At 69.1% G+C, this 18,454-nt stretch carries 20 protein-coding genes; 13 read left to right on the top strand and 7 right to left on the bottom strand.

Translation table 11 applies throughout. The annotated features are described in order from the left end of the window. The first annotated feature begins 1 nt into the window (after position 1). From kynA to L540_RS20185, 4 genes are all read left to right on the top strand, one after another. A complete protein-coding gene (gene kynA / locus L540_RS20200) occupies positions 2–841 on the top strand; it encodes a tryptophan 2,3-dioxygenase (RefSeq protein WP_043214575.1) in 840 nt (279 codons plus the stop codon). Positions 842–983: 142 nt separating this feature from the next. Continuing rightward, on the top strand, positions 984–1,250 hold the full coding sequence (locus L540_RS20195; protein ID WP_043214573.1) for a type B 50S ribosomal protein L31: 267 nt from the start codon (positions 984–986) through the stop codon (positions 1,248–1,250). A 152-nt stretch (positions 1,251–1,402) separates the two neighbouring features. Then, positions 1,403–3,133, top strand: coding sequence for an ArnT family glycosyltransferase (locus tag L540_RS20190; RefSeq protein WP_043214571.1), 1,731 nt, complete (start codon positions 1,403–1,405; stop codon positions 3,131–3,133). Then, positions 3,130–4,521, top strand: coding sequence for an MATE family efflux transporter (locus tag L540_RS20185; RefSeq protein WP_043214568.1), 1,392 nt, complete (start codon positions 3,130–3,132; stop codon positions 4,519–4,521). Before L540_RS20190 ends, L540_RS20185 begins: the two co-directional genes overlap by 4 nt. A 61-nt stretch (positions 4,522–4,582) precedes the next feature. Here the strand turns inward: L540_RS20185 and L540_RS20180 are convergent, their stop codons facing one another. The 3 genes from L540_RS20180 to radA form a co-directional block, all read right to left on the bottom strand. Then, entirely contained in the window at positions 4,583–4,807 is a 225-nt protein-coding gene (locus L540_RS20180) for a hypothetical protein (protein WP_043214565.1), read from the bottom strand. 160 nt (positions 4,808–4,967) lie between these two features. Then, entirely contained in the window at positions 4,968–5,738 is a 771-nt protein-coding gene (locus tag L540_RS20175; protein ID WP_043214563.1) for a sulfite exporter TauE/SafE family protein, read from the bottom strand. 60 nt (positions 5,739–5,798) lie between these two features. Further along, complete coding sequence (gene radA / locus L540_RS20170) at positions 5,799–7,157, bottom strand: DNA repair protein RadA (protein ID WP_043214560.1); 1,359 nt, start codon at positions 7,155–7,157, stop codon at positions 5,799–5,801. Positions 7,158–7,329: 172 nt separating this feature from the next. Here radA and L540_RS20165 point away from each other — a divergent pair, with 172 nt between their 5' ends. Continuing rightward, positions 7,330–7,929 carry a hypothetical protein gene (locus tag L540_RS20165; protein ID WP_231584918.1) on the top strand — a complete coding sequence of 200 codons (600 nt, stop codon included), beginning with the start codon at positions 7,330–7,332 and terminating at the stop codon, positions 7,927–7,929. Between the two features lie 11 nt (positions 7,930–7,940). Here the strand turns inward: L540_RS20165 and L540_RS20160 are convergent, their stop codons facing one another. Together L540_RS20160 and alr are read right to left on the bottom strand one after the other, a co-directional pair. Next, positions 7,941–8,657 (bottom strand): SDR family oxidoreductase, encoded by a 717-nt coding sequence (locus tag L540_RS20160; RefSeq protein WP_043214558.1) that lies wholly within the window; start codon positions 8,655–8,657, stop codon positions 7,941–7,943. A 113-nt stretch (positions 8,658–8,770) separates the two neighbouring features. Then, a complete protein-coding gene (gene alr / locus L540_RS20155; RefSeq protein WP_043214557.1) occupies positions 8,771–9,901 on the bottom strand; it encodes an alanine racemase in 1,131 nt (376 codons plus the stop codon). Positions 9,902–9,996: 95 nt separating this feature from the next. Here alr and hpnC point away from each other — a divergent pair, with 95 nt between their 5' ends. Genes hpnC through hpnE form a run of 3 tightly spaced genes read left to right on the top strand, consistent with a single transcriptional unit; the run spans position 9,997 to position 12,999 of the window. Further along, complete coding sequence (gene hpnC / locus L540_RS20150) at positions 9,997–10,818, top strand: squalene synthase HpnC (protein ID WP_043214555.1); 822 nt, start codon at positions 9,997–9,999, stop codon at positions 10,816–10,818. A gap of 1 nt (position 10,819) precedes the next feature. Then, positions 10,820–11,683 carry a presqualene diphosphate synthase HpnD gene (hpnD, locus tag L540_RS20145; protein WP_043214552.1) on the top strand — a complete coding sequence of 288 codons (864 nt, stop codon included), beginning with the start codon at positions 10,820–10,822 and terminating at the stop codon, positions 11,681–11,683. After that, complete coding sequence (gene hpnE, locus L540_RS20140) at positions 11,680–12,999, top strand: hydroxysqualene dehydroxylase HpnE (protein WP_043214550.1); 1,320 nt, start codon at positions 11,680–11,682, stop codon at positions 12,997–12,999. The genes hpnD and hpnE overlap by 4 nt, the downstream gene beginning before the upstream one ends. 7 nt (positions 13,000–13,006) lie before the next feature. Here hpnE and crcB read toward each other — a convergent pair whose 3' ends face one another. Continuing rightward, complete coding sequence (crcB, locus tag L540_RS20135) at positions 13,007–13,387, bottom strand: fluoride efflux transporter CrcB (protein WP_043214548.1); 381 nt, start codon at positions 13,385–13,387, stop codon at positions 13,007–13,009. Between the two features lie 24 nt (positions 13,388–13,411). Next, positions 13,412–13,957, bottom strand: a complete 546-nt coding sequence (locus L540_RS20130; protein WP_043214546.1) for an HdeD family acid-resistance protein — start codon at positions 13,955–13,957, stop codon at positions 13,412–13,414. A 171-nt stretch (positions 13,958–14,128) separates the two neighbouring features. Between L540_RS20130 and L540_RS20125 the strand changes: the two genes are divergently transcribed. Genes L540_RS20125 through L540_RS20105 form a run of 5 tightly spaced genes read left to right on the top strand, consistent with a single transcriptional unit; the run spans position 14,129 to position 18,445 of the window. Beyond that, complete coding sequence (locus tag L540_RS20125) at positions 14,129–14,755, top strand: PepSY-associated TM helix domain-containing protein (protein WP_043214542.1); 627 nt, start codon at positions 14,129–14,131, stop codon at positions 14,753–14,755. Between the two features lie 20 nt (positions 14,756–14,775). After that, a complete protein-coding gene (locus L540_RS20120; protein WP_043214540.1) occupies positions 14,776–15,291 on the top strand; it encodes a DUF2271 domain-containing protein in 516 nt (171 codons plus the stop codon). A 25-nt stretch (positions 15,292–15,316) separates the two neighbouring features. After that, a complete protein-coding gene (locus L540_RS20115) occupies positions 15,317–16,117 on the top strand; it encodes a DUF4198 domain-containing protein (protein ID WP_043214539.1) in 801 nt (266 codons plus the stop codon). A 7-nt stretch (positions 16,118–16,124) separates the two neighbouring features. Then, positions 16,125–17,117 (top strand): FAD:protein FMN transferase, encoded by a 993-nt coding sequence (locus L540_RS20110; RefSeq protein ID WP_043214538.1) that lies wholly within the window; start codon positions 16,125–16,127, stop codon positions 17,115–17,117. Beyond that, positions 17,114–18,445, top strand: coding sequence for a sulfite reductase subunit alpha (locus tag L540_RS20105; RefSeq protein ID WP_043214536.1), 1,332 nt, complete (start codon positions 17,114–17,116; stop codon positions 18,443–18,445). The genes L540_RS20110 and L540_RS20105 overlap by 4 nt, the downstream gene beginning before the upstream one ends. The last annotated feature ends 9 nt before the right edge of the window (positions 18,446–18,454 follow it).

The raw sequence follows: 18,454 nt of genomic DNA, 5'->3' as shown, positions 1-18,454 counted from the left end.
CATGAGCAACCCCGAAGACATTGTCCGCCAGGAAAACGCCCAGCTGGATTTCCGCGCGGACATGACCTATGGCGACTATCTCCAGCTGGACGCGCTGTTGAGCGCCCAGCACCCGCTGTCGCAAGAACACAATGAGATGCTGTTCATCATCCAGCACCAGACCAGCGAACTCTGGATGAAACTGATGCTGCATGAGCTGCGCGCCGCGGTGGCGCAGATCCGCGGCGACCACCTGCCGCCGGCCTTCAAGATGCTGGCCCGCGTCAGCAAGATCATGGAGCAGCTGGTGCACGCCTGGGACGTGCTGGCCACCATGACGCCGCCCGAGTACTCCGCCCTGCGCCCCCATCTGGCGCGCTCCAGCGGTTTCCAGAGCTATCAATACCGCGAGATCGAGTTCACGCTGGGCAACAAGAATGCCGCCATGCTGCGTCCGCATGCCCACCGGCCCGATCTGCTGGCCGAAGTGCGGGCGGCCTACGAGGCCCCCTCGCTTTATGACGAGGCCTTGCGCCTGCTGGGGCGCCAGGGGCTGCCCATCCCGGACGGCTATCTGGAACGCGACTGGACGCAGCCCTATCACGCCAGCGCCGAGGTGGAGGCCGCCTGGCTGACGGTCTACCGCGATCCCGAGCGCTACTGGGATCTCTACCAGCTGGGCGAGAAACTGACCGACCTGGAGGACGCCTTCCGCCTGTGGCGTTTCCGCCACGTCACCACGGTGGAGCGCGTTATCGGTTTTAAAAAGGGGACAGGAGGGACGTCCGGCGTGGCGTATTTGCGCAAGATGCTGGAGGTCGTCCTTTTTCCCGAAATATGGACGCTGCGCACGGATCTGTGAGCGCCTTGGCCCGCCCCCCTACCCGGGGCAGGCAGGCCATGCTAGAATGCGGGGTTACTTTTTGGATACGTGGCAAGAGTACAGCGTGGGCCCTGCGGGCTGCCTGAATCTTGTTGGCGACCCGCAAACCAGGGAACTCATCATGAAAGAAGGCATCCACCCCGAATACCGCGAAGTGGTGTTCATGGACGTTCAGACGGGCAGCAAGTTCGTGACCCGTTCGACCATCAACACCCGCGAAACCATTGAGCTGGACGGCAAGACCTACCCGCTCTTTAAGTGCGACGTGACCTCCGAATCGCACCCGTTCTACACCGGCGCCCAGACCCGCATCGTCGAGACCGGCCGCGTGGAGAAGTTCCGCGCCCGTTTCGCCCGCACCGCCGGCACGGTCAAGGCTTCTTCCTGATCGGACGTCGCTTGCGCCACCCCAGGTCGCGCGAAGAAAAGCAGCCTCCGGGCTGCTTTTTTTTCCTCTGTCCGCAAGCCGCGGCAAGCCGGGCTTTCGGTTATTTGTCAGCATAGGCAGCCGGTATCGCGCCGGTCGGTTACATTACGTCCGTGTCCCCAGTTACGCGCTCCACTCCCGCCCGGCTGACCATTTCAGCCACATCCAAGCTGCCCCGCCTGGTGCTGCTTGGTCTGTCGCTCGCCTATATCGTGGCCGGGCTGTTCATGCGCGACCCCTGGAAGACCGATGACGCGGTGGGCATGGCGACCATGGTCACCGCGCTGCGCGAAGGCGGCCTGACCTGGCTGCTGCCGCAAGTCGGCGAGCTGGCCCACGCCGAAGAAGGCCCCATGATCACCTGGGTGGGCGCCGTCTGCATCTGGCTCTTCGGCCCCCTCTTCGGCGACATCACCGCTGCCCGGCTGCCCAATCTGCTCTGGTTCGCCATGACGGCCATCAGCGTCTGGTACGGCACCTATCTGCTGGGCCGCCGCCAGGAGGCCCAGCCCCTGGCCCTGCCCTTTGGCGGCGAACCGCCGCCGCGCGACTACGGCCGCATGCTGGCCGACGCGGCCCTGCTGCTGCTGGTGGCCACCGTCGGCATCCTGCAGCGCGTGCACGAAACCTCGGTGGTGCCGGCCATCATGGCCTGGCAGGCGCTGACCTTCTACGCCATGGCGCGCACGCTGGACCGCCCGCTGCTGGGCACCACCACGCTGGGCCTGGCCCTGGCGGGCAGTTTTCTCACGCGCGGCTGGATGGGCGGCGCGCCCATCATGCTGGCCGCCTTCCTGGCCTTCATGCCCCGCAGCGTCCTGTGGCAGCGGGTGCGCTGGCTGCCCTGGGCCGCGATACTGGCCGCGGCGCTGATCCTCGCGTGGTGGATTCCGGCTTCGCACGGCAGCGAGTACTGGATACGCAACTGGAAGATCTGGAACCTCGCCTCCTTCTCGCTGCCCGAGCTCGGCCTGTCGGCGCGCACGCTGCGCGACCTGCCCTGGTATCTCTGGCCCACCTGGCCGCTGGCGCTGCTGGCGATCTGGCGCTGGCGCAGCTGGCTGTTCGCCCCGCACATCTGGCTTGCCCTGATGCTGCTGGCCACGTCCTGCCTGATGCTTTTCTTCCTGGAAGATCCCAACGACGCGGAATACATTCTGCTGGCTGTGCCCTGCGCGGTGCTGGGCGCGTTTTCCCTGCCCACGCTGCGCCGCGGCGTCGTGAACACGCTGGACTGGTTCGCGGTGATGTGTTTTTCGCTCACGGTGGCCACGGCCTGGCTGGGCTGGATCGCCCTGCATTTCGGCTGGCCGGCGCAGATCGCGCGCAATATCGCGCGGCAGACCACGGGCTATGAGCCGGTCATTTCCTGGTTCGCCTTCGGCCTGGGTCTGGCGGTCACCGCCGCCTGGGCGCTGCTGGTGGTCTGGCGCCTGCGCGCCAAACCGGCCGCCTTGTGGCGCGGCACCGTGCTGTCGGCCGGCGGCCTGACCGCGACCTGGCTGCTGCTGGTGCTGCTGTGGCAGCCGGCGGTGGACTATGCGCGCAGCTATCGCACCGTCTCGGGCGAGCTGGCCGCGGCCATCCAGGCCAACCGCCAGCCAGGCGAATGCGTGCGCGGCCTGAGCCTGGGCAGCGGCCAGCGCGCCTCCTTCCTCATCTTCGACAACCTCTCCTTCAGCTACGACTCGCGCTGCACGCTGGTGCTGCAGCAGACCACCGCCAGCAGCCTGCGCGACGGCACCGCCGCCTATAGCGAAGGCGCCGAAGAGCTGTGGCGCGGCGGACGCCGCGCCGACCGGCACGAAGTCTTCCGCCTGTTGCGCGTCGCCCCGCCACGATGACACTCCCGGTGCAAGCCGGCCTGGGCGCCACGATGCGCGGCATCGCGCGCCAGGCCTGGCCCGTCCTTGTCAGCCAATGGGCCGGCATCGCCTTCGGCGTGCTCGACACCGCCATGACCGGCCACGCCAGCGCGCGCGACCTGGCGGCCATGTCGCTGTCGGCGTCCGTCTTCATCACCGTCTTCGTCGGCCTGATGGGAGTGATCCACGCCCTGATCCCGATCGCCGCCCAGCACTATGGCGCGGGACGCCCGCAAGAGGTCGGCCATGTCTGGGGCCAGGGGGTGTGGCTGGCGCTCGGCCTGTCGGTCGTCGGCGGCCTGCTCATGTGCTTTCCGGATATGTGGCTGGCCTTCTCCGGCGACGTGGATCCCGAAGTGCGCAACCGCGTCGCCTGGTATTTGCGCGCGCTGGTGCTGGCCTTGCCCAGCGCGCTGGTATTCCGCACCATCTATGCGCTGGGCACCGCCGTCTCGCGGCCCAAGGTCGTCATGACGATCAACTTGACGGCCATCGTCTTCAAGGCGCTGTTCAACTGGATACTGATCTACGGCAAGTTCGGCCTGCCGGCGCTGGGCGCCACGGGCGCCGGCCTGTCGACCGCGCTGGTGTCATGGCTGAGCCTGGCGGCGGGCTGGTGGATCATCCGCCACGACCCATATTTCCGGCAGTTCCAGCTGCGCATCGGCCGGCCCGATCCCAAGGTGCTCAAGGAATTGCTGCGCCTGGGCCTGCCCATGGGCGGCTCTTACCTGGTCGAGGTGTCGGCCTTCACCTTCATGGCCTTGCTGGTCGCGCGCGAAGGCACGCTGGTGTCGGGCGGCCATCAGATCATGTCCAATCTTGCGGCGCTGTGCTACATGATGCCCATGGCGCTGGGCGTGGCCAGCGCCGCCATGGCGGCCCAGGCCATCGGCGCCGGCCATCACGCGCTGGCGCGCCGCGTGGGCACGGCCGGCCTGGCCCTGGGCCTTATCGGCGCCCTGCTGACATCGGCCATTCTGCTGGTGGGCCGTCCGGCCATCATCGCGGCCTATACCGATGACGCGGGGGTGGCGGCGGTGGCCGGCACGCTGCTGGCCATGATCCCGCTGTTTCACCTCTGCGACTCCATGCAGTGCATCAACTCCTATCTGCTGCGCGCCTACAAAGTGGCGGTGGTGCCCTTGATCCTGCAGACCGTGGCCCTGGCCGGCGTCGGCCTGGCCGGCGGCTGGTGGCTGGGCTTCGGGCCCGGCCGGGGCAGCCTGGACGGGCTGCGCGAATGGATCCTGCCCGGCTCGCCCGCCGGCGCGGGCACCATGTGGCTGATGGCCATGCTGGGGCTGGGCCTGTCGGCCACGCTGCTGCACCTGTGGTACCGGCGCATCGTGCGCCGCTACGCCTGAGACGCCCCTGAAATGCCGCGCCGGCCCCAAGGGCCGGCGGCGGGCTGTCGGCAAGACGCGATCACTTGGCTGGCGTGCCGCTCTGGCCGCCGGCCTTGGCCTTGTGGTGGGATTTGTTCTTGGCGTGTTTTTGATGGCCGGCCTTGCCGGCGCCGCTCTTGGCCGTGCTGGCCGAGGTGCCGCCGGCCGCGGCATCATCCTGGGCGGCGAAAGCCGGCGCGGCGGCCAGGCCCAGGCAGAGCGCGGAGGTGGACAGGAAGGCGGCGATACGGGTTTGAGTCGTCATGCGGGTACTCCTCTGGAGGGGCATCCTCCATTTCAAGACCCGGCGGAAGGCCGGGTTTCTTGTACGGAGTTGGAGGCTGGCGGCCCGCAAAAGGTTCAGGGCGGCAGCGCTTTTTTGCGCACGTAAAACCTCGTCATATCGACGACAGACGGCTGAAAGATCAGGCCTCGGCAATCAACAGCACGACGGTGGCCAGCAGCATGGCCGCGAAGGCGGCGCGCAATCGCTTTTCGGGCAGGCGATAGGCCAGCCTCACACCAACGGGCACGAAGAGCAGGCTGCCCGCCGCCAGCGGCAGGCCCACCCACCAATCCGCCTGCCCTGCCCAGCTGTAGGTGATGAGCGCAATGGTGGAGCCGGGGATGATCATGGACAGCGCCAGCGCCTGGGCCGAGGTCTGCGCCAGGCGGAACACCGAGGTGAGGATGGGCACGGCCAGCACCGCGCCGCCGACGCCGAAAAAACCGCCCAAGGTGCCGCAGACCACGCCCAGGAGCGCGGCGCGGCCCTGGGTGAAGGCCGGCGCGGCCGCACGCGCGCCCGCGGCGGCCGGCCTGGGCTTGCGCAGGGTCTGGTAGAGATAGAACAGCGCGATGCCGAACAGAAAAACCGCGAACGTCAGGCGCAGCGTGCTTGAGGCGATGCCCAGCGCCAGGCGCGCGCCCACCCAGGTGAACACCACCGCCCCCGCGGCGCCGGCCACCGCCGCACGCACGTCGAGCCGCACATGCTGGTTGTATTTGCGCACCGCCATGACGATGGTCGGCAAGACCATGATGAGCGCGGTGCCCTGCGCCAGCTGCTGCGGCATGCCCATCAGAAGCACCAGCGCCGGAATCGCGATCAGCCCGCCGCCTATGCCCAGCACCCCGCCCAGGAACCCGATCAATGCCCCGCTGGCCAGACAGGCCGCCACCACCAGACCACTCAAGACTGCTCTCCCCACCCTGTGCGACGCCGCCGGCGACATCGCCTGGCGGGCCGACGCACTTTAGCGCAATTTATCCAAGGCTTCTTCGAGGCGGTCCACCGCCCAGATCTCCAGGCCTTCGATCGCCTGGCGCGGCGCATTGGCCTTGGGAATGAGGGCGATGGAGAAACCCAGCTTGGCCGCCTCGCGCAGCCGCTCCTGGCCGCGCGGCGCCGGCCGGATCTCGCCGGCCAGGCCGATTTCGCCAAAGGCGATCAGGCCCTTGGGCAGGGGCCGGTCGCGCAGCGAGGACATGATGGCCAGCAGGACGGGCAGATCGGCCGCCGGTTCGGTGATGCGCACGCCGCCCACGGCATTGACGAAGACATCCTGGTCATAGGTGCTCACGCCGGCATGCCGGTGCATGACGGCCAGGAGCATGGCCAGGCGGTTGCTCTCCAGGCCCACCGTCAGGCGCTTGGGATTGGGCGCATGCGAGCTGTCGACCAGCGCCTGGATCTCGACCAGCATGGGCCGCGTGCCCTCCTGCGTGGCCATCACGCAGGAGCCCGCCACCTGGTCCTGGTGCTGCGACAGAAAGAGCGCCGACGGGTTGGCCACGCCGCGCAGGCCGCGGTCCGTCATGGCGAACACGCCCAGCTCGTTGACCGCGCCAAAGCGGTTCTTGAAGGCCCGCACCAGGCGGAAGGAGGAATGCGTGTCGCCCTCGAAATACAGCACCGTATCGACGATGTGCTCAAGCACCCGCGGCCCGGCCAACGCGCCGTCCTTGGTGACATGCCCGATCATGACAATGGCGATGCCGGTCTGCTTGGCCAGGCGCGTGAGCTGCGCGGCGCATTCGCGCACCTGCGAGACCGAACCGGGCGCAGCGGTCAGTTCGCCGCTGTAGAGCGTCTGAATGGAATCGATGACGGCCACGGCCGGCTTTTGCTGGGACACGGCCGCCTGGATGGCTTCCAGCCGGATTTCGGCCAGCAGATTGACCGCCCCGGTCTGCAGGCCCAGGCGGCGGGCGCGCAGGGCCACCTGCTCGGCGGACTCTTCGCCGGTGACGTAAAGGACAGGCACGCTGGCCGACAGCGAGGCCAGGGCCTGCAGCAGCAAGGTGGATTTGCCGATGCCGGGATCGCCGCCGATGAGCACCACGGCCCCCTCGACCAGGCCGCCGCCCAGCACGCGGTCGAATTCGTCCAGGCCGGTGGGCTGGCGCGGCGTCTCGCGCGCCTCGATATCGGCCAGGCTGCGCACGGGACTGGACGAGGCCAGGGGCGCATAGCGATGGCCGGCCGCGGGCGCGGACGACTCGACGGTTTCTTCGAGGGTATTCCAGGCGGCGCAGTGCGGACACTTGCCCTGCCACTTCAAGCTGGTGCCGCCGCACTCGGCGCACACATAGACGGTTCGGGTTTTAGCCATGCCGGAAGTGTACCGGCAAGGCGGCCCCGGCCATGGGGCATGATCCCGCCCTTGAATTAAAATTATTTCAACGGGCATTTACCCCTGGCGCACAGCCCGCCGGGAAGGCTATCCTTTGCAATGATGCGGCGCCGCACGCCCCTCATTGCCCGGCCCGCTAGGAGTCTGTTGTATGTGCCCTCACCTGTCGCCTGATGACGACACTGAAGACCTGGATCTGCGCGCGCACTATCGCAGTACGCCTCCTCTCGCGCCGGAGCTGGCCGCGACGGGCGCGGCCTTGCGCCGCCCCCACGGGACCTGGCATCCGGGTTGGGGCATCGCGGGTTCGGTGGCGGTGGTGTTCAGCCTGCTGGTGTTCACCGACTACAGCAACCTGGACAACTCGGCCACGATGGACGAGGACGACGTGGTGGCGCAAAGCGACGGGCCCGACGAGACGCTGACCGAGCCGCCCGAGATCGGCAGTTATACGGCCGCGCCGCCGCCCGCCCTGCCCGCCTCGCTGACCACCCCCGACGCCGCCAGGCCGGTGCTCAAGCAAGTGCCGCCGCCGGCCGGCCCCGACGCCACCTCGCGCATCGAGTACATCCGCAACCTCTTGCGCGGCGACCAGCGCGACGCGGCGCTGGTGCAGCTGGGCGCCCTGCACCGCGACGAAGACGAGCTTGAGCTGCCGCCCGACCTGCTGAGCCTCTTGCCCGAGGCCGAGGCCCTGCCCGAGCCCGACCAGACAGAATCCGGCCCGACCTCAAGCAAGACGGCGCCCTGACCGCGCAGGCGTCAGCGTCCGCCCAGGCTGCCGCCGCCGTCCACGCCCAGCACCTGGCCGGTAATGAAGCCGGCATCATCCGACAACAGGAAAGCAATCGCCGCCGCGACGTCCGCCGGAGCGCCGATGCGCTTCATGGGGATGGACGCCAGCGTGCGCTTTTCGGCATCGCTGCCGGCCGGATGGCCGCGGCGGAACAGCTCGGTCTCGATGGGGCCGGGCGCGACCGCATTGACCGTCACGCCATACTCGGCCAGCTCCAGCGCCCAGCTGCGGGTCACCCCCACCAGCCCGCTCTTGGCGGCCGAATACGCCGTGCGGTCATAGGCGCCGTGGATGGCGCGGCTGACGACATTGACGATGCGGCCGGCGCGGCGCGCCTTCATGGAGTCGACGAATGCCTGGGTCACCTGCACGGCGACACGGATATTGAGATCCAGCACGCTATAGAGCGTGGCCAGATCGATCTCGCCCAGGGGCTGGGGCGACGCCACGCCGACATTGTTGACGATGGCGTCGACGGGGAATTTCTCGCGGATCTCGCGCAGCACTTCTTCGGTGCGGCCCGCATCGGCGAGGTCGCAGGCGTAGAGATAGCCCGGGAAATCCACGTCCGTGGTGTTGCGCGCAATGCCGACCACGTGACAGCCCAGGTCGGCCAGACGCTGCGTGAGCGCCCAGCCTATACCCTTGGTTGCGCCCGTCACGAGCACGCATTTGTCCTTCATGGATTTCAACCTCGCTTGTCTATCAACTTGGTGCCGCAAAAGCACAAGGCGTCTTGTAACTTGGCTGGAGCGCCTTGGCTAGCCCTGGATCCACCGAGGTTTTACCCTCGGTTTCAGGGCGTTTCCGTGACAGGGACCCGCTGGGCGAGCGCCGTCAACAATTCGTAGCCTATGGTGCCGGCCGCGGCCGCCACCTCGTCCACGTCCGGACCGCCTTCGCCCCAGAGCACGACCGGGCTGCCCACGCCGGCGGCCGGCGCCGGCTCCAGGTCGACGGCCAGCATGTCCATGGAGACCCGGCCCAGCAGCCGGGTCGGCACGCCGGCCACGGTGATGGGCGTGCCGGTGCCGCAATGGCGGGGATAGCCATCGGCGTAACCGCAGGCCACCACGCCGATGCGCATGACCCGCGGCGCGGTGAAGGTGGCGCCATAACCCACGGTCTGGCCCGGCCGCAGCTGCTGCACGCCGATCAGCTCGGAGCGCAGCGTCATGGCCGGGCGCAGGCCCAGTTCGGCGGCGCGCTGGTCTTCAAACGGCGATGCGCCATAGAGGCAAATACCGGGACGCACCCAGTGCGCATCCTGGCCCGCGCGGCCGATGGCCAGCTGGGGATAACGCAGCGTGCCGGCTGAATTACAGACGCTGACCGGGCCGGGCAGGCCCTGCGTGACTTCCTCGAAGACGTCCCACTGCCATTGCGGGCCCTGCGGCCCATCGGCCGTGGCGAAGTGCGTCATCTTGCCCACGGCGCCCAGCACACCGCGGGCCTGCAGCGCCTGCGCGGCCTCGAATGCGCGCGCATAGGCCGCCGGCGCGAAGCCCAGGCGATTCATGCCGCTGTTGAGCTTGACCATGGCGTTGATGCGGTGCGCCGGCCGCGCATGGGCCAGCATGTCCAGCTGTTCCTGGCAATGGATGGCGGTGCTGAGATGGTAGCGGTCGAGCAGCTCCAGGTCGCGCGGCTGGAAAAATCCCTCTAGCAGCATGATGGGCCCGCCCCAGCCGGCCTCGCGGCAGCGCACGGCTTCTTCGAGATCCAGCATGGCCAGGCCCTGCGCTTCGGAGAAGGCGCCGACGGCGCGCTCGATGCCGTGGCCATAGGCATTGGCCTTGATGACGGCCCAGATGGACGGCGATACGCCGCCCTCCACCTCGGCCTGGCGCTCCAGGCGCTGGCGCACAACGGAAAGGTTATGACGCAAAGCCGAAGACGAAATCAAGGCGGAAATGGGACGGGGCATGGTAGCTTTCTTCCTGAGTCGGATAGTCTAACGTATCCGCGCATGGCGGCCACGCCCCCCTGCCGGCCGCCCCGCATGTCTTTCCCCATGTCGCCATGGCTGTTGATCACTACGAAAACTTCCCCGTCGCTTCATTGCTGCTGCCCCGGCCCTTGCGCCAGGCCGTGCGCGACATCTATCGCTATGCGCGCGCCGCCGACGATATCGCCGACGAAGGCCAGGCCGACGACGCCCAGCGCCTGGCCGCCCTGGAACGCTATCGCGCCGAGCTGCACCGCATCGGCGCCGGCCCCGGCCCTTCCGGCCAGGCGGACCTGGCGCCCATCTTCGACCCGCTGGCCGACACCATCCGCCGGCACCAGCTGCCCATCACGCCGTTTTTCGACCTGCTTTCGGCCTTCGAGCAGGACGTGGGCACCAAGCGCTACGCGGATTTCGCCAGCCTGCGCGACTACTGCGCGCGCTCGGCCGACCCCGTCGGGCGCCTGATGCTGCACCTCTACGAGGCCGCCACCCCCGACAACATCCGCGACGCCGACGCCATCTGCACCGGCCTGCAGCTGACCAATTTCTGGCAGGACGTGCGCGTGGACTGGCACAAGGGCCGCGTCTATCTGCCCCAGGAAGACCTCCAGGCCCATGGCGTGAGCGAGGAAGACCTGGCCGCCTGCCGCCTCAGCCCGGCCTGGCGCTCGCTGATGGCCTTCGAAATCAACCGCACGCGCGCGCTGCTACACTCTGGCGCTGCGCTGCCGCGTCGCCTGCCTGGCCGCATCGGCTTCGAACTGAAGCTGGTGGTCCAGGGCGGCCTGCGCATCCTGCAACGCATCGAGCAGGCCGACTACGATGTTTTCATGAACCGCCCGCAACTGGGCGCCCGCGATTGGGCGCTCATGGCGTGGCGCGCGCTAATTTGACATGACCCCTGACGAATACTGCCAGGACAAGGCCGCCCAGAGCGGCTCCAGCTTCTACTACGCCTTTCTGTTCCTGCCGCCGGAACGGCGGCGCGCCATCACGGCCCTGTACGCCTTCTGCCGCGAGGTCGACGATGTCGTGGACGAAACCTCCGACGCCCAGCTGGCCCGCGTGAAGCTGGGCTGGTGGCGCACGCAGATCGACGCCATGTTCGCCGGCAATCCCGAGCATCCCGTGACGCGGGCGCTGCAACCGCATGTGCAGCCCCATGGCATCAGCCGCCAGCGCCTGATGGCCGTGATCGACGGCATGGAAATGGACCTGGACCAGACCCGCTACCTGGACTGGCCCGGCCTGCGCAAGTATTGCTGGCATGTAGCCGGCGTGGTGGGAGAAATGTCGGCCTCCATCTTCGGCTACACCGAGGACGCCACGGTCGAGTACGCCGCCAAGCTGGGCCTGGCCTTCCAGCTCACCAACATCATCCGCGACGTCGGCGACGACGCGCGGCGCGGCCGCATCTATCTGCCCGTCAACGACCTGCAGCAATTCGAGGTCAAGGCCAGCGACATCCTCAACGGCAATTACTCCGAGGGATTCTCGGCCCTGATGGCCTTCGAGGCCGCGCGGGCCCGCGAACTCTACCGCGAGGCCATGCAAGCCCTGCCCAAGGCCGACGTGCGCGCCCAGCGCCCCGGCCTCATGATGGCGGCCATCTATCACGCCTTGCTCGATGAAATCGAGCGCGACAACTGGCAGGTGCTGCATCAGCGCATCTCGCTCACGCCGCTGCGCAAGCTCTGGCTGGCCTGGAAAACCTGGGTGGGCGGAGGCCACGGCGTCGTGCGCAGGTTGGGACGATGAAGGTCGCCGTCATCGGAGCCGGCTGGGCCGGCCTGGCCGCGGCCGCGGCCTTGCGCGAGGCCGACGCCAAGGTCACGGTGTTCGAGGCCGGCCGCACCCCGGGCGGACGCGCCCGGCGCGTCGTGCATCCTGCCTTCGGCGCCGACCTGGACAACGGCCAGCATGTGATGCTGGGCGCCTATGCCGAAACCCTGGCGCTGATGCGCCGCCTGGGCCGCAACCCCGACGCCCTGCTGATGCGCCGCCCCCTGCGGCTGGCCAGTCTGGACCGGCAATTCTTGCTGTCGGCGCCGCCGCTGCCCGCCCCCTTGCACGCGGCCGCCGGCCTGCTGCTGGCGCGCGGCCTGCGCCTGGGCGACAAAGTGGCCGCGCTGCGCCTGATCCGCGCCTTGCGGCATTGCCACTGGCAGCCGCCGCGCGACTGGACCGTGGCCAGCCTGCTGGACTACCACGCCCAGCCCGAAGCGGTGGTGCGCAATATCTGGGGGCCGCTATGCCTGGCCGCGCTCAACACCCCCCTGGTGCAGGCCAGCGCATCGCTGTTTGCCGCCGTGCTGCGCGACACCCTGGCCGGCCATCGCCGCAACAGCGACGTGCTGCTGCCCTGCGTGGATCTTTCCGCGCTATGGCCCGATGTGATCGCGCTGCAGGTCAAGATGCGCTATGGCGACACCGTGCGCCGGCTGCAGCCCTCGGCCACGGGCGTGGACGTCAATGACGAGCGCTTCGACGCCGCCGTGGTGGCCGTGCCGCCGGCCATCGCCGCGCGGCTGCTGGGCAATGCGCTGCGCGCCTCGCAGTCGCCGGGCCTGCTGCGCGCCCTGCAGGCCTTCGAGTACGAGCCCATCGCCACCCTGAATCTGCGCCTGGCCGCGCCCTGGTCGCTGCCCGAGCCCATGATGATGCTGCGCGAGGACATCAGCCGAGGCCAGGCCGGCCAGTGGCTGTTCGACCGCGCCCGCCTGACCGGCAAGTCCAAGACGGGCGAGCTGGCCCTGGTATGCAGCGCCGCGGCCACCCTGGCCAATATGGAGCGGCAGGACGCCATCGACGCGCTGGTCGGCCAGATCGAAGAACAGGCCGCGCGCGCCGGCCTGCCGCCCCTGCCCGCCATCGAGGTCGCGGAACTCTTCATCGAAAAACGCGCCACCTTCGCCGCCCTGCCCAAGCTCAGCCGGCCGCTCAACAGCACCCCCTGGCCCAACCTGGCGCTGGCCGGAGACTGGACGGACACGGGTTATCCGGGCGTGCTGGAAGGCGCGGTGCGCAGCGGCCTGGCCGCCGCGCGGGTATTGCTTGCGGCCGGGCCGGCCTGAGCGCGCCTTAACGGCCCAGAAGGTGGGCCGTGGCCAGCCCCAGCGCGGTCAGGCATAGCGAACCGGCCAGGCTGGCCAGCGCATAGCCGGCCGCCGGCCCGAACTGCCCGCGTTCGAGGTATTGCACCACTTCGGCCGAGAACGTCGAAAACGTCGTCAGGCCGCCCAGAAAGCCGGTCACCGCCGCCAGCCGTATCCAGGCCGGCCATTCCGGGTGCAGGGCGACCAGGCCCAGCACCAGTCCGATCAGATAGCCGCCGCCCAGATTGGCCGCCAGCGTGCCCCAGGGCCAGCCGCCGCTGTTGAACCTCAGGCCCAGCAGCCAGCGCAGCCAGGCGCCGGCGGCCGCGCCCAGGCCGATGACGAGAAAATTGAAAGGAATGAGCATCGGGATCCGCGGACTGAAGAAACCCTAGGCCGCGTGACGCTTCAGGCGCCAGGCCAGGGCGAGCAGAAGGATACCGAAAAACACGGCGTAGATGCCGATCACCCAGACCAGGGCCAAGGCCCCCGCGCCCGGCTGGATCAAGAGCATGAGACCGAAGAGCAGCGACACCAGGCCGGACAGCCCGTGCAGCCATTCGTTCTGGATTTCCTTGCGGAAACGGATGGCCGCGACGATCTGGAACACGCCGGCCACGATGGCCCAGAAGGCGATGATGTACAGCAGCACCAGGGCCGTGACGCCGGGCCACAGAAAGGTCACGATGCCGGCGGCCAAGCCGGTGATGCCGACCAGGATCAAGGGCCATAGAGGCTTGTCCTGGTCTCGGATGCGCCAGCCCGCGATCAGGGCGAAGACGCCGTCGACCAGGGCGTAGGCGCCCCAGACCAGGACCAGGGCCGCCAGCGTAATGCCGGGCAGGCACAGCGCCAGCAGGCCGAACAGCACCGCCACCACACCGCGCAAAGCCACCCACCCCCATTGCCGTCCCACGTTTTGCGTAACGTCGATCATGGTTCTCTCCGTGTCGGGCCCGCCCCAGGCGGGATGGCTCATCTTATCGCCCTCATCCGTCCCTGCGCCATGGCCCCGGCTGAAACAAGCTGAAATGACCGCATTCGAGTCGATTTTAAGAGTCATTCTCATTAAGTGTTAGAATGCGCCCCACCTTTGTGGTCCTGCACAATGAACGAGAAAAACGCCAGCCAGCGGCGCGCTTACTGGCTCAAGACCCTGCATACCTGGCATTGGATCAGCTCGGCGCTCTGCCTGCTGGGCATGCTGCTGTTCGCCGTCACCGGGCTGACGCTGAACAACGCCTCGCATATCGAGAGCAAGGCCACGGTGCAGACCCGCCGCGCGCAATTGCCCGGGCCGCTGCACGAGGCCGTCAAGGCCGCCGGCGGCCAACGCGCCGCCCGCCTGCCCGCCGAGGCCGGGGCCTGGCTGGACCATGAATTCGGCGTCGACACGGCGCGGGCCAAGCCCGAGTGGTCCGCCGACGAGGCCTATCTTTCCCTGCCGCGCGCCGGCGGCGACGCCTGGCTGTCGGTCGATATGCAGACCGGCGAGGTCGAGTACGAACGCACCGACCGGGGCTGGATTTCCTACCTGAACGATTTGCACAAGGGCCGCCACACCGGCCTGGCCTGGAGCTGGTTTCTGGACCTGTTCGCCGTGGCCTGTCTGGTCTTCTCCCTGACCGGGCTGGTGCTGTTGAAAATGCACGCCGGCCACCGCGCCGCCACCTGGCCCATGGTGGGGCTGGGCGTGGTGATCCCCGTCGTGCTGGCACTGCTTTTCATCCATTGATCGCCCTCGCGGAAAACGACATGCGCAAACTGATTCTTTCCCTTGTCCTGGCTGGCGCCATCGCGCGCACGGCCCAGGCGGCCGACCTCAACATCACGGTGGAAATCCCGCGGCTGGATGTCGCCGAATACCACCGCCCCTATGTGGCCATCTGGATCGAACGCGAAGACCAGAGCGTGGCCGGCGACCTGGCTGTCTGGTATGACGTGGCCAAGAAGAACAACGAAGGCACGGAATGGCTCAAGGACATGCGCCAATGGTGGCGCCGCAGCGGCCGCAACCAGCAGTTCCCGGTCGATGGCGTGAGCGGCGCCACGCGCCCGGCGGGCAAGCATGCGCTGGCCTTCTCCGACCGCGCCAAGCCCCTGTCCGACCTCAAGCCGGGCAACTATGCCGTGGTGGTCGAGGCCGCGCGCGAAGTCGGCGGCCGCGAGCTGCTGCGCCTGCCCTTTGCCTGGCCGCCCAAGGCCGCCGCCAGCCAGGCCGCCAAAGGCGAACATGAACTCGGCGAAGTCGCCATCCAACTCAAGCCCTGATCGCATCGCAAACGGAGCACAAGACATGAAACTCTTCGCCAAGCTGGGCCTCGCGGCCGCGCTCGCCCTGCCCCTGGTCTCGCACGCGCACGACGTGTGGCTGCTGCCTTCGTCCACCGTGCTGTCCGGGAACAGCACCTGGGTGACCTTCGACGGCGCGGTCAGCAACGACAAGTTCTACGTCAACCACGCGCCGCTGCGTCTGGACAACCTGGTGATCGTCGCGCCGGACGGCAGCAGCGTCCAGGCCGAGAACGCGCAGCGCGGCAAGCTGCGCAGCACCTTCGATCTGCAGCTCGCGCAACCTGGCACCTACCGCGTCGCCGTGGTCAATGACGGCGTGTTCGCGCGCTGGAAAGAAGACGGCAAGCCCAAGCGCTATTTCGGCAAGGCCGAGGGCCTGGCCCAGGCGGTGCCGGCCCAGGCCCAGGACCTGGAAATCAGCCAGAGCCTGGGGCGGGTCGAAACCTTCGTGACCTCCGGCAAGCCCAGCCCGCTCAAGCCCGTGGGCCGCGGCCTGGAGCTGGTGGCCGTGACGCACCCGAACGATCTGTACTCCGACGAGGCCGCGACCTTCCAGATGATGGTGGACGGCAAGCCGGCCGCCGGCCTGGAAGTGACCGTCGTGCCCGACGGCAGCCGCTATCGCGACAAGGTCGGGGAGATTGCGCTCAAGACCGATGCGCAGGGCAAGTTCCAGGTCCAATGGCCACAGCCCGGCATGTATTGGCTGGAGGCCAGCCTGGAAGACCAGCAGGTGACCGTGCCCAAGGCCAGCAAGCGCCGCCTGAGCTATGCCGGCACGCTGGAAGTGCTGCGCCCCTGAGCCCGGCATGCCGCAGATCGCCGTTGCCGCCGCCGAGCACTATGGCGCCTCGCTCACCCGCCCGGCGGCGCTGGCCGGCGCCACCATGGGCACGACCTGGTCGGCGCGGCTGTCCGCGCCCTTGAGTCTGTCCGACACGCGCATCCAGGCCGCCGCGCAGGCCGCGCTGGATGGCGTGGTGGCGCAGATGAGCCACTGGGAGCCGGGAAGCGACCTGGCGCGCTTCAATCGCGCGCCGGCCGGCTGGCAGGTCTTGCCTGCGGCCCTGCTGCACGTGCTGGACTACGCATTGGCGCTGGCCCGCGAGACCGGCGGCGCCTGCGACCCCACGCTGGGCGAGTGGGTGGATATGTGGGGCTTTGGTCCGCGCCGCGGCGTGTCCGAACCGCCCTCGCCGGCCATGATCGCCGAAGCCCGCGCGCGCTGCGGCTGGCAGCGGCTGGCGCTGGATCCGCAGCGCGGCCGCGCCTGGCAGCCCGGCGGCCTGAAACTGGACCTGTCGGCCATCGCCAAGGGGTATGGCGTGGACGCCGCGGCCTGGGCCTTGGACGCCCTGGGCCTGCGGCACTATCTGATCGAGGTGGGCGGCGAGCTGCGCGCCCGCGGCAGGCGGCCCGATGGCCAGCCCTGGCGGGTGGCCGTCGAAGTGCCGGATGGCAGCGGCGCCCATGCCCTGGGCGTGGTCCTGGCCGGACAGGCCATCGCCACCTCGGGCGACTATCGGCGCTACGCCGAACACGGCGGGCGGCGCTATGCCCATACGCTGGACCCGCGCAGCGGCCAGCCCCTGGACAATGACCTGGCCTCGGTGACCGTGCTGCATGCCGGCTGCATGCAGGCCGACGCGCTGGCCACGGCCTTGAACGTCATGGGCGAGGCCGAGGGCATGGCCTATGCCCGGCGCCATGAGCTGGCGGCGCTGTTCATCGTGCGCGGCAGCCAGGGCCTGCGCCTGGCGCCCAGCCCCGCCTTTCTCGCCCTGGATGTGATCGGCCTATGACGGCCCGCTATGCCGCCGCCGCCCTGCTGGTGGCGGCCTGGATGCTCCTGAGCTGGCGGGCCTGGCGGCGCGCCAGGCCCGCGCGCCAGCCGGCGCGCCCCGCCGGCGGCTGGCTGGTGGCGCATGCCAGCCAGTCCGGCCTGGCCCAGGAACTCGCCGAACACAGCGCGGCGGCCCTGCGCGCCGCCGGCCATGAGGCCGACGTGCGGCCGCTCAACCAGGTCGATGCCGCAATGCTGGCCTCATGCCGGCGCGCCCTTTTCGTGGCCAGCACCTATGGCGAGGGAGATGCGCCCGATGGCGCGGCCCGCTTTGCCCTGGACGTCATGCGCCCGGCCGCCCAAGGCCGGCTGGCGCAGCTGCAATACGCCCTGCTGGCGCTGGGCGACCGCAGCTATGCGAACTTCTGCGGCTTCGGCCGCGCGCTGGACCATTGGCTGGCGGCCCAGGGCGCGCGCAGTCTGTTCGACCGGGTGGACGTGGACCGGGCCGATCCGGCGGCCCTGCGCCATTGGCAAGGCGAACTGGTCGCCGCCTGCGGCGCGGCCGAACAGGACGACTGGCAGGCGCCCGATTACCAGGCCTGGCGCCTGGTCCGGCGCGAACACCTCAATCCCGGCAGCGCCGGCGGCCCCTGCTTTCTGCTCAGTCTCCTGCCCGACCGCGAGACGAGCTGGCAGGCCGGCGACATCGCCGAGGTCGGGCCGCGCGCCGCGCCCGATGCGCCCCTGCAAAACCATCGCGAATACTCGATCGCCTCGCTGCCGGCCGATGGCTGCCTGCAATTGCTCGTCAGGCAGCAGCGCCATGCCGACGGCCGCCTGGGCCTGGGCAGCGGCTGGCTGACCGAGCGATGCCCGGTGGGCGCGGAGGTGGCCCTGCGCATCCGCAGCAATCACGGCTTTCACCTGCCGCCGGGCCCCCAGCCCCTCATCCTGATCGGCAATGGCACCGGGCTGGCCGGCTTGCGGGCCTGGCTCAAGGCCCGCATCGCGGCCGGCCATGCGCGCAACTGGCTGGTGTTCGGAGAACGGCACGCGGCGCACGATGCCTTGCTGGCCGAAGAGCTGCGCGCCTGGCAGGCGCAAGGGCTCCTGCCCGAACTAGACCTCGTGTATTCGCGCCAGGGACAGGGCTATGTGCAGGACCGCCTGCGCGAACGCGCCGGGCGGTTGCGCGGCTGGGTCGATGAAGGCGCCCTCATCGCGGTCTGCGGCAGCCTGCAAGGCATGGCCCAGGGTGTGGAGGAGGCGCTCACGGAGATACTGGGCGCGCCGGCCGTGCTTGCCCTGCGCGCCCAAGGCAGGCTGCGCCGCGACGTCTATTGAGGCCGCGGC

Source organism: Bordetella pseudohinzii (assembly GCF_000657795.2).
Taxonomy (GTDB): Bacteria; Pseudomonadota; Gammaproteobacteria; order Burkholderiales; family Burkholderiaceae_B; genus Bordetella; species Bordetella pseudohinzii.
This window is presented reverse-complemented; position numbering and strand designations above follow the sequence as displayed.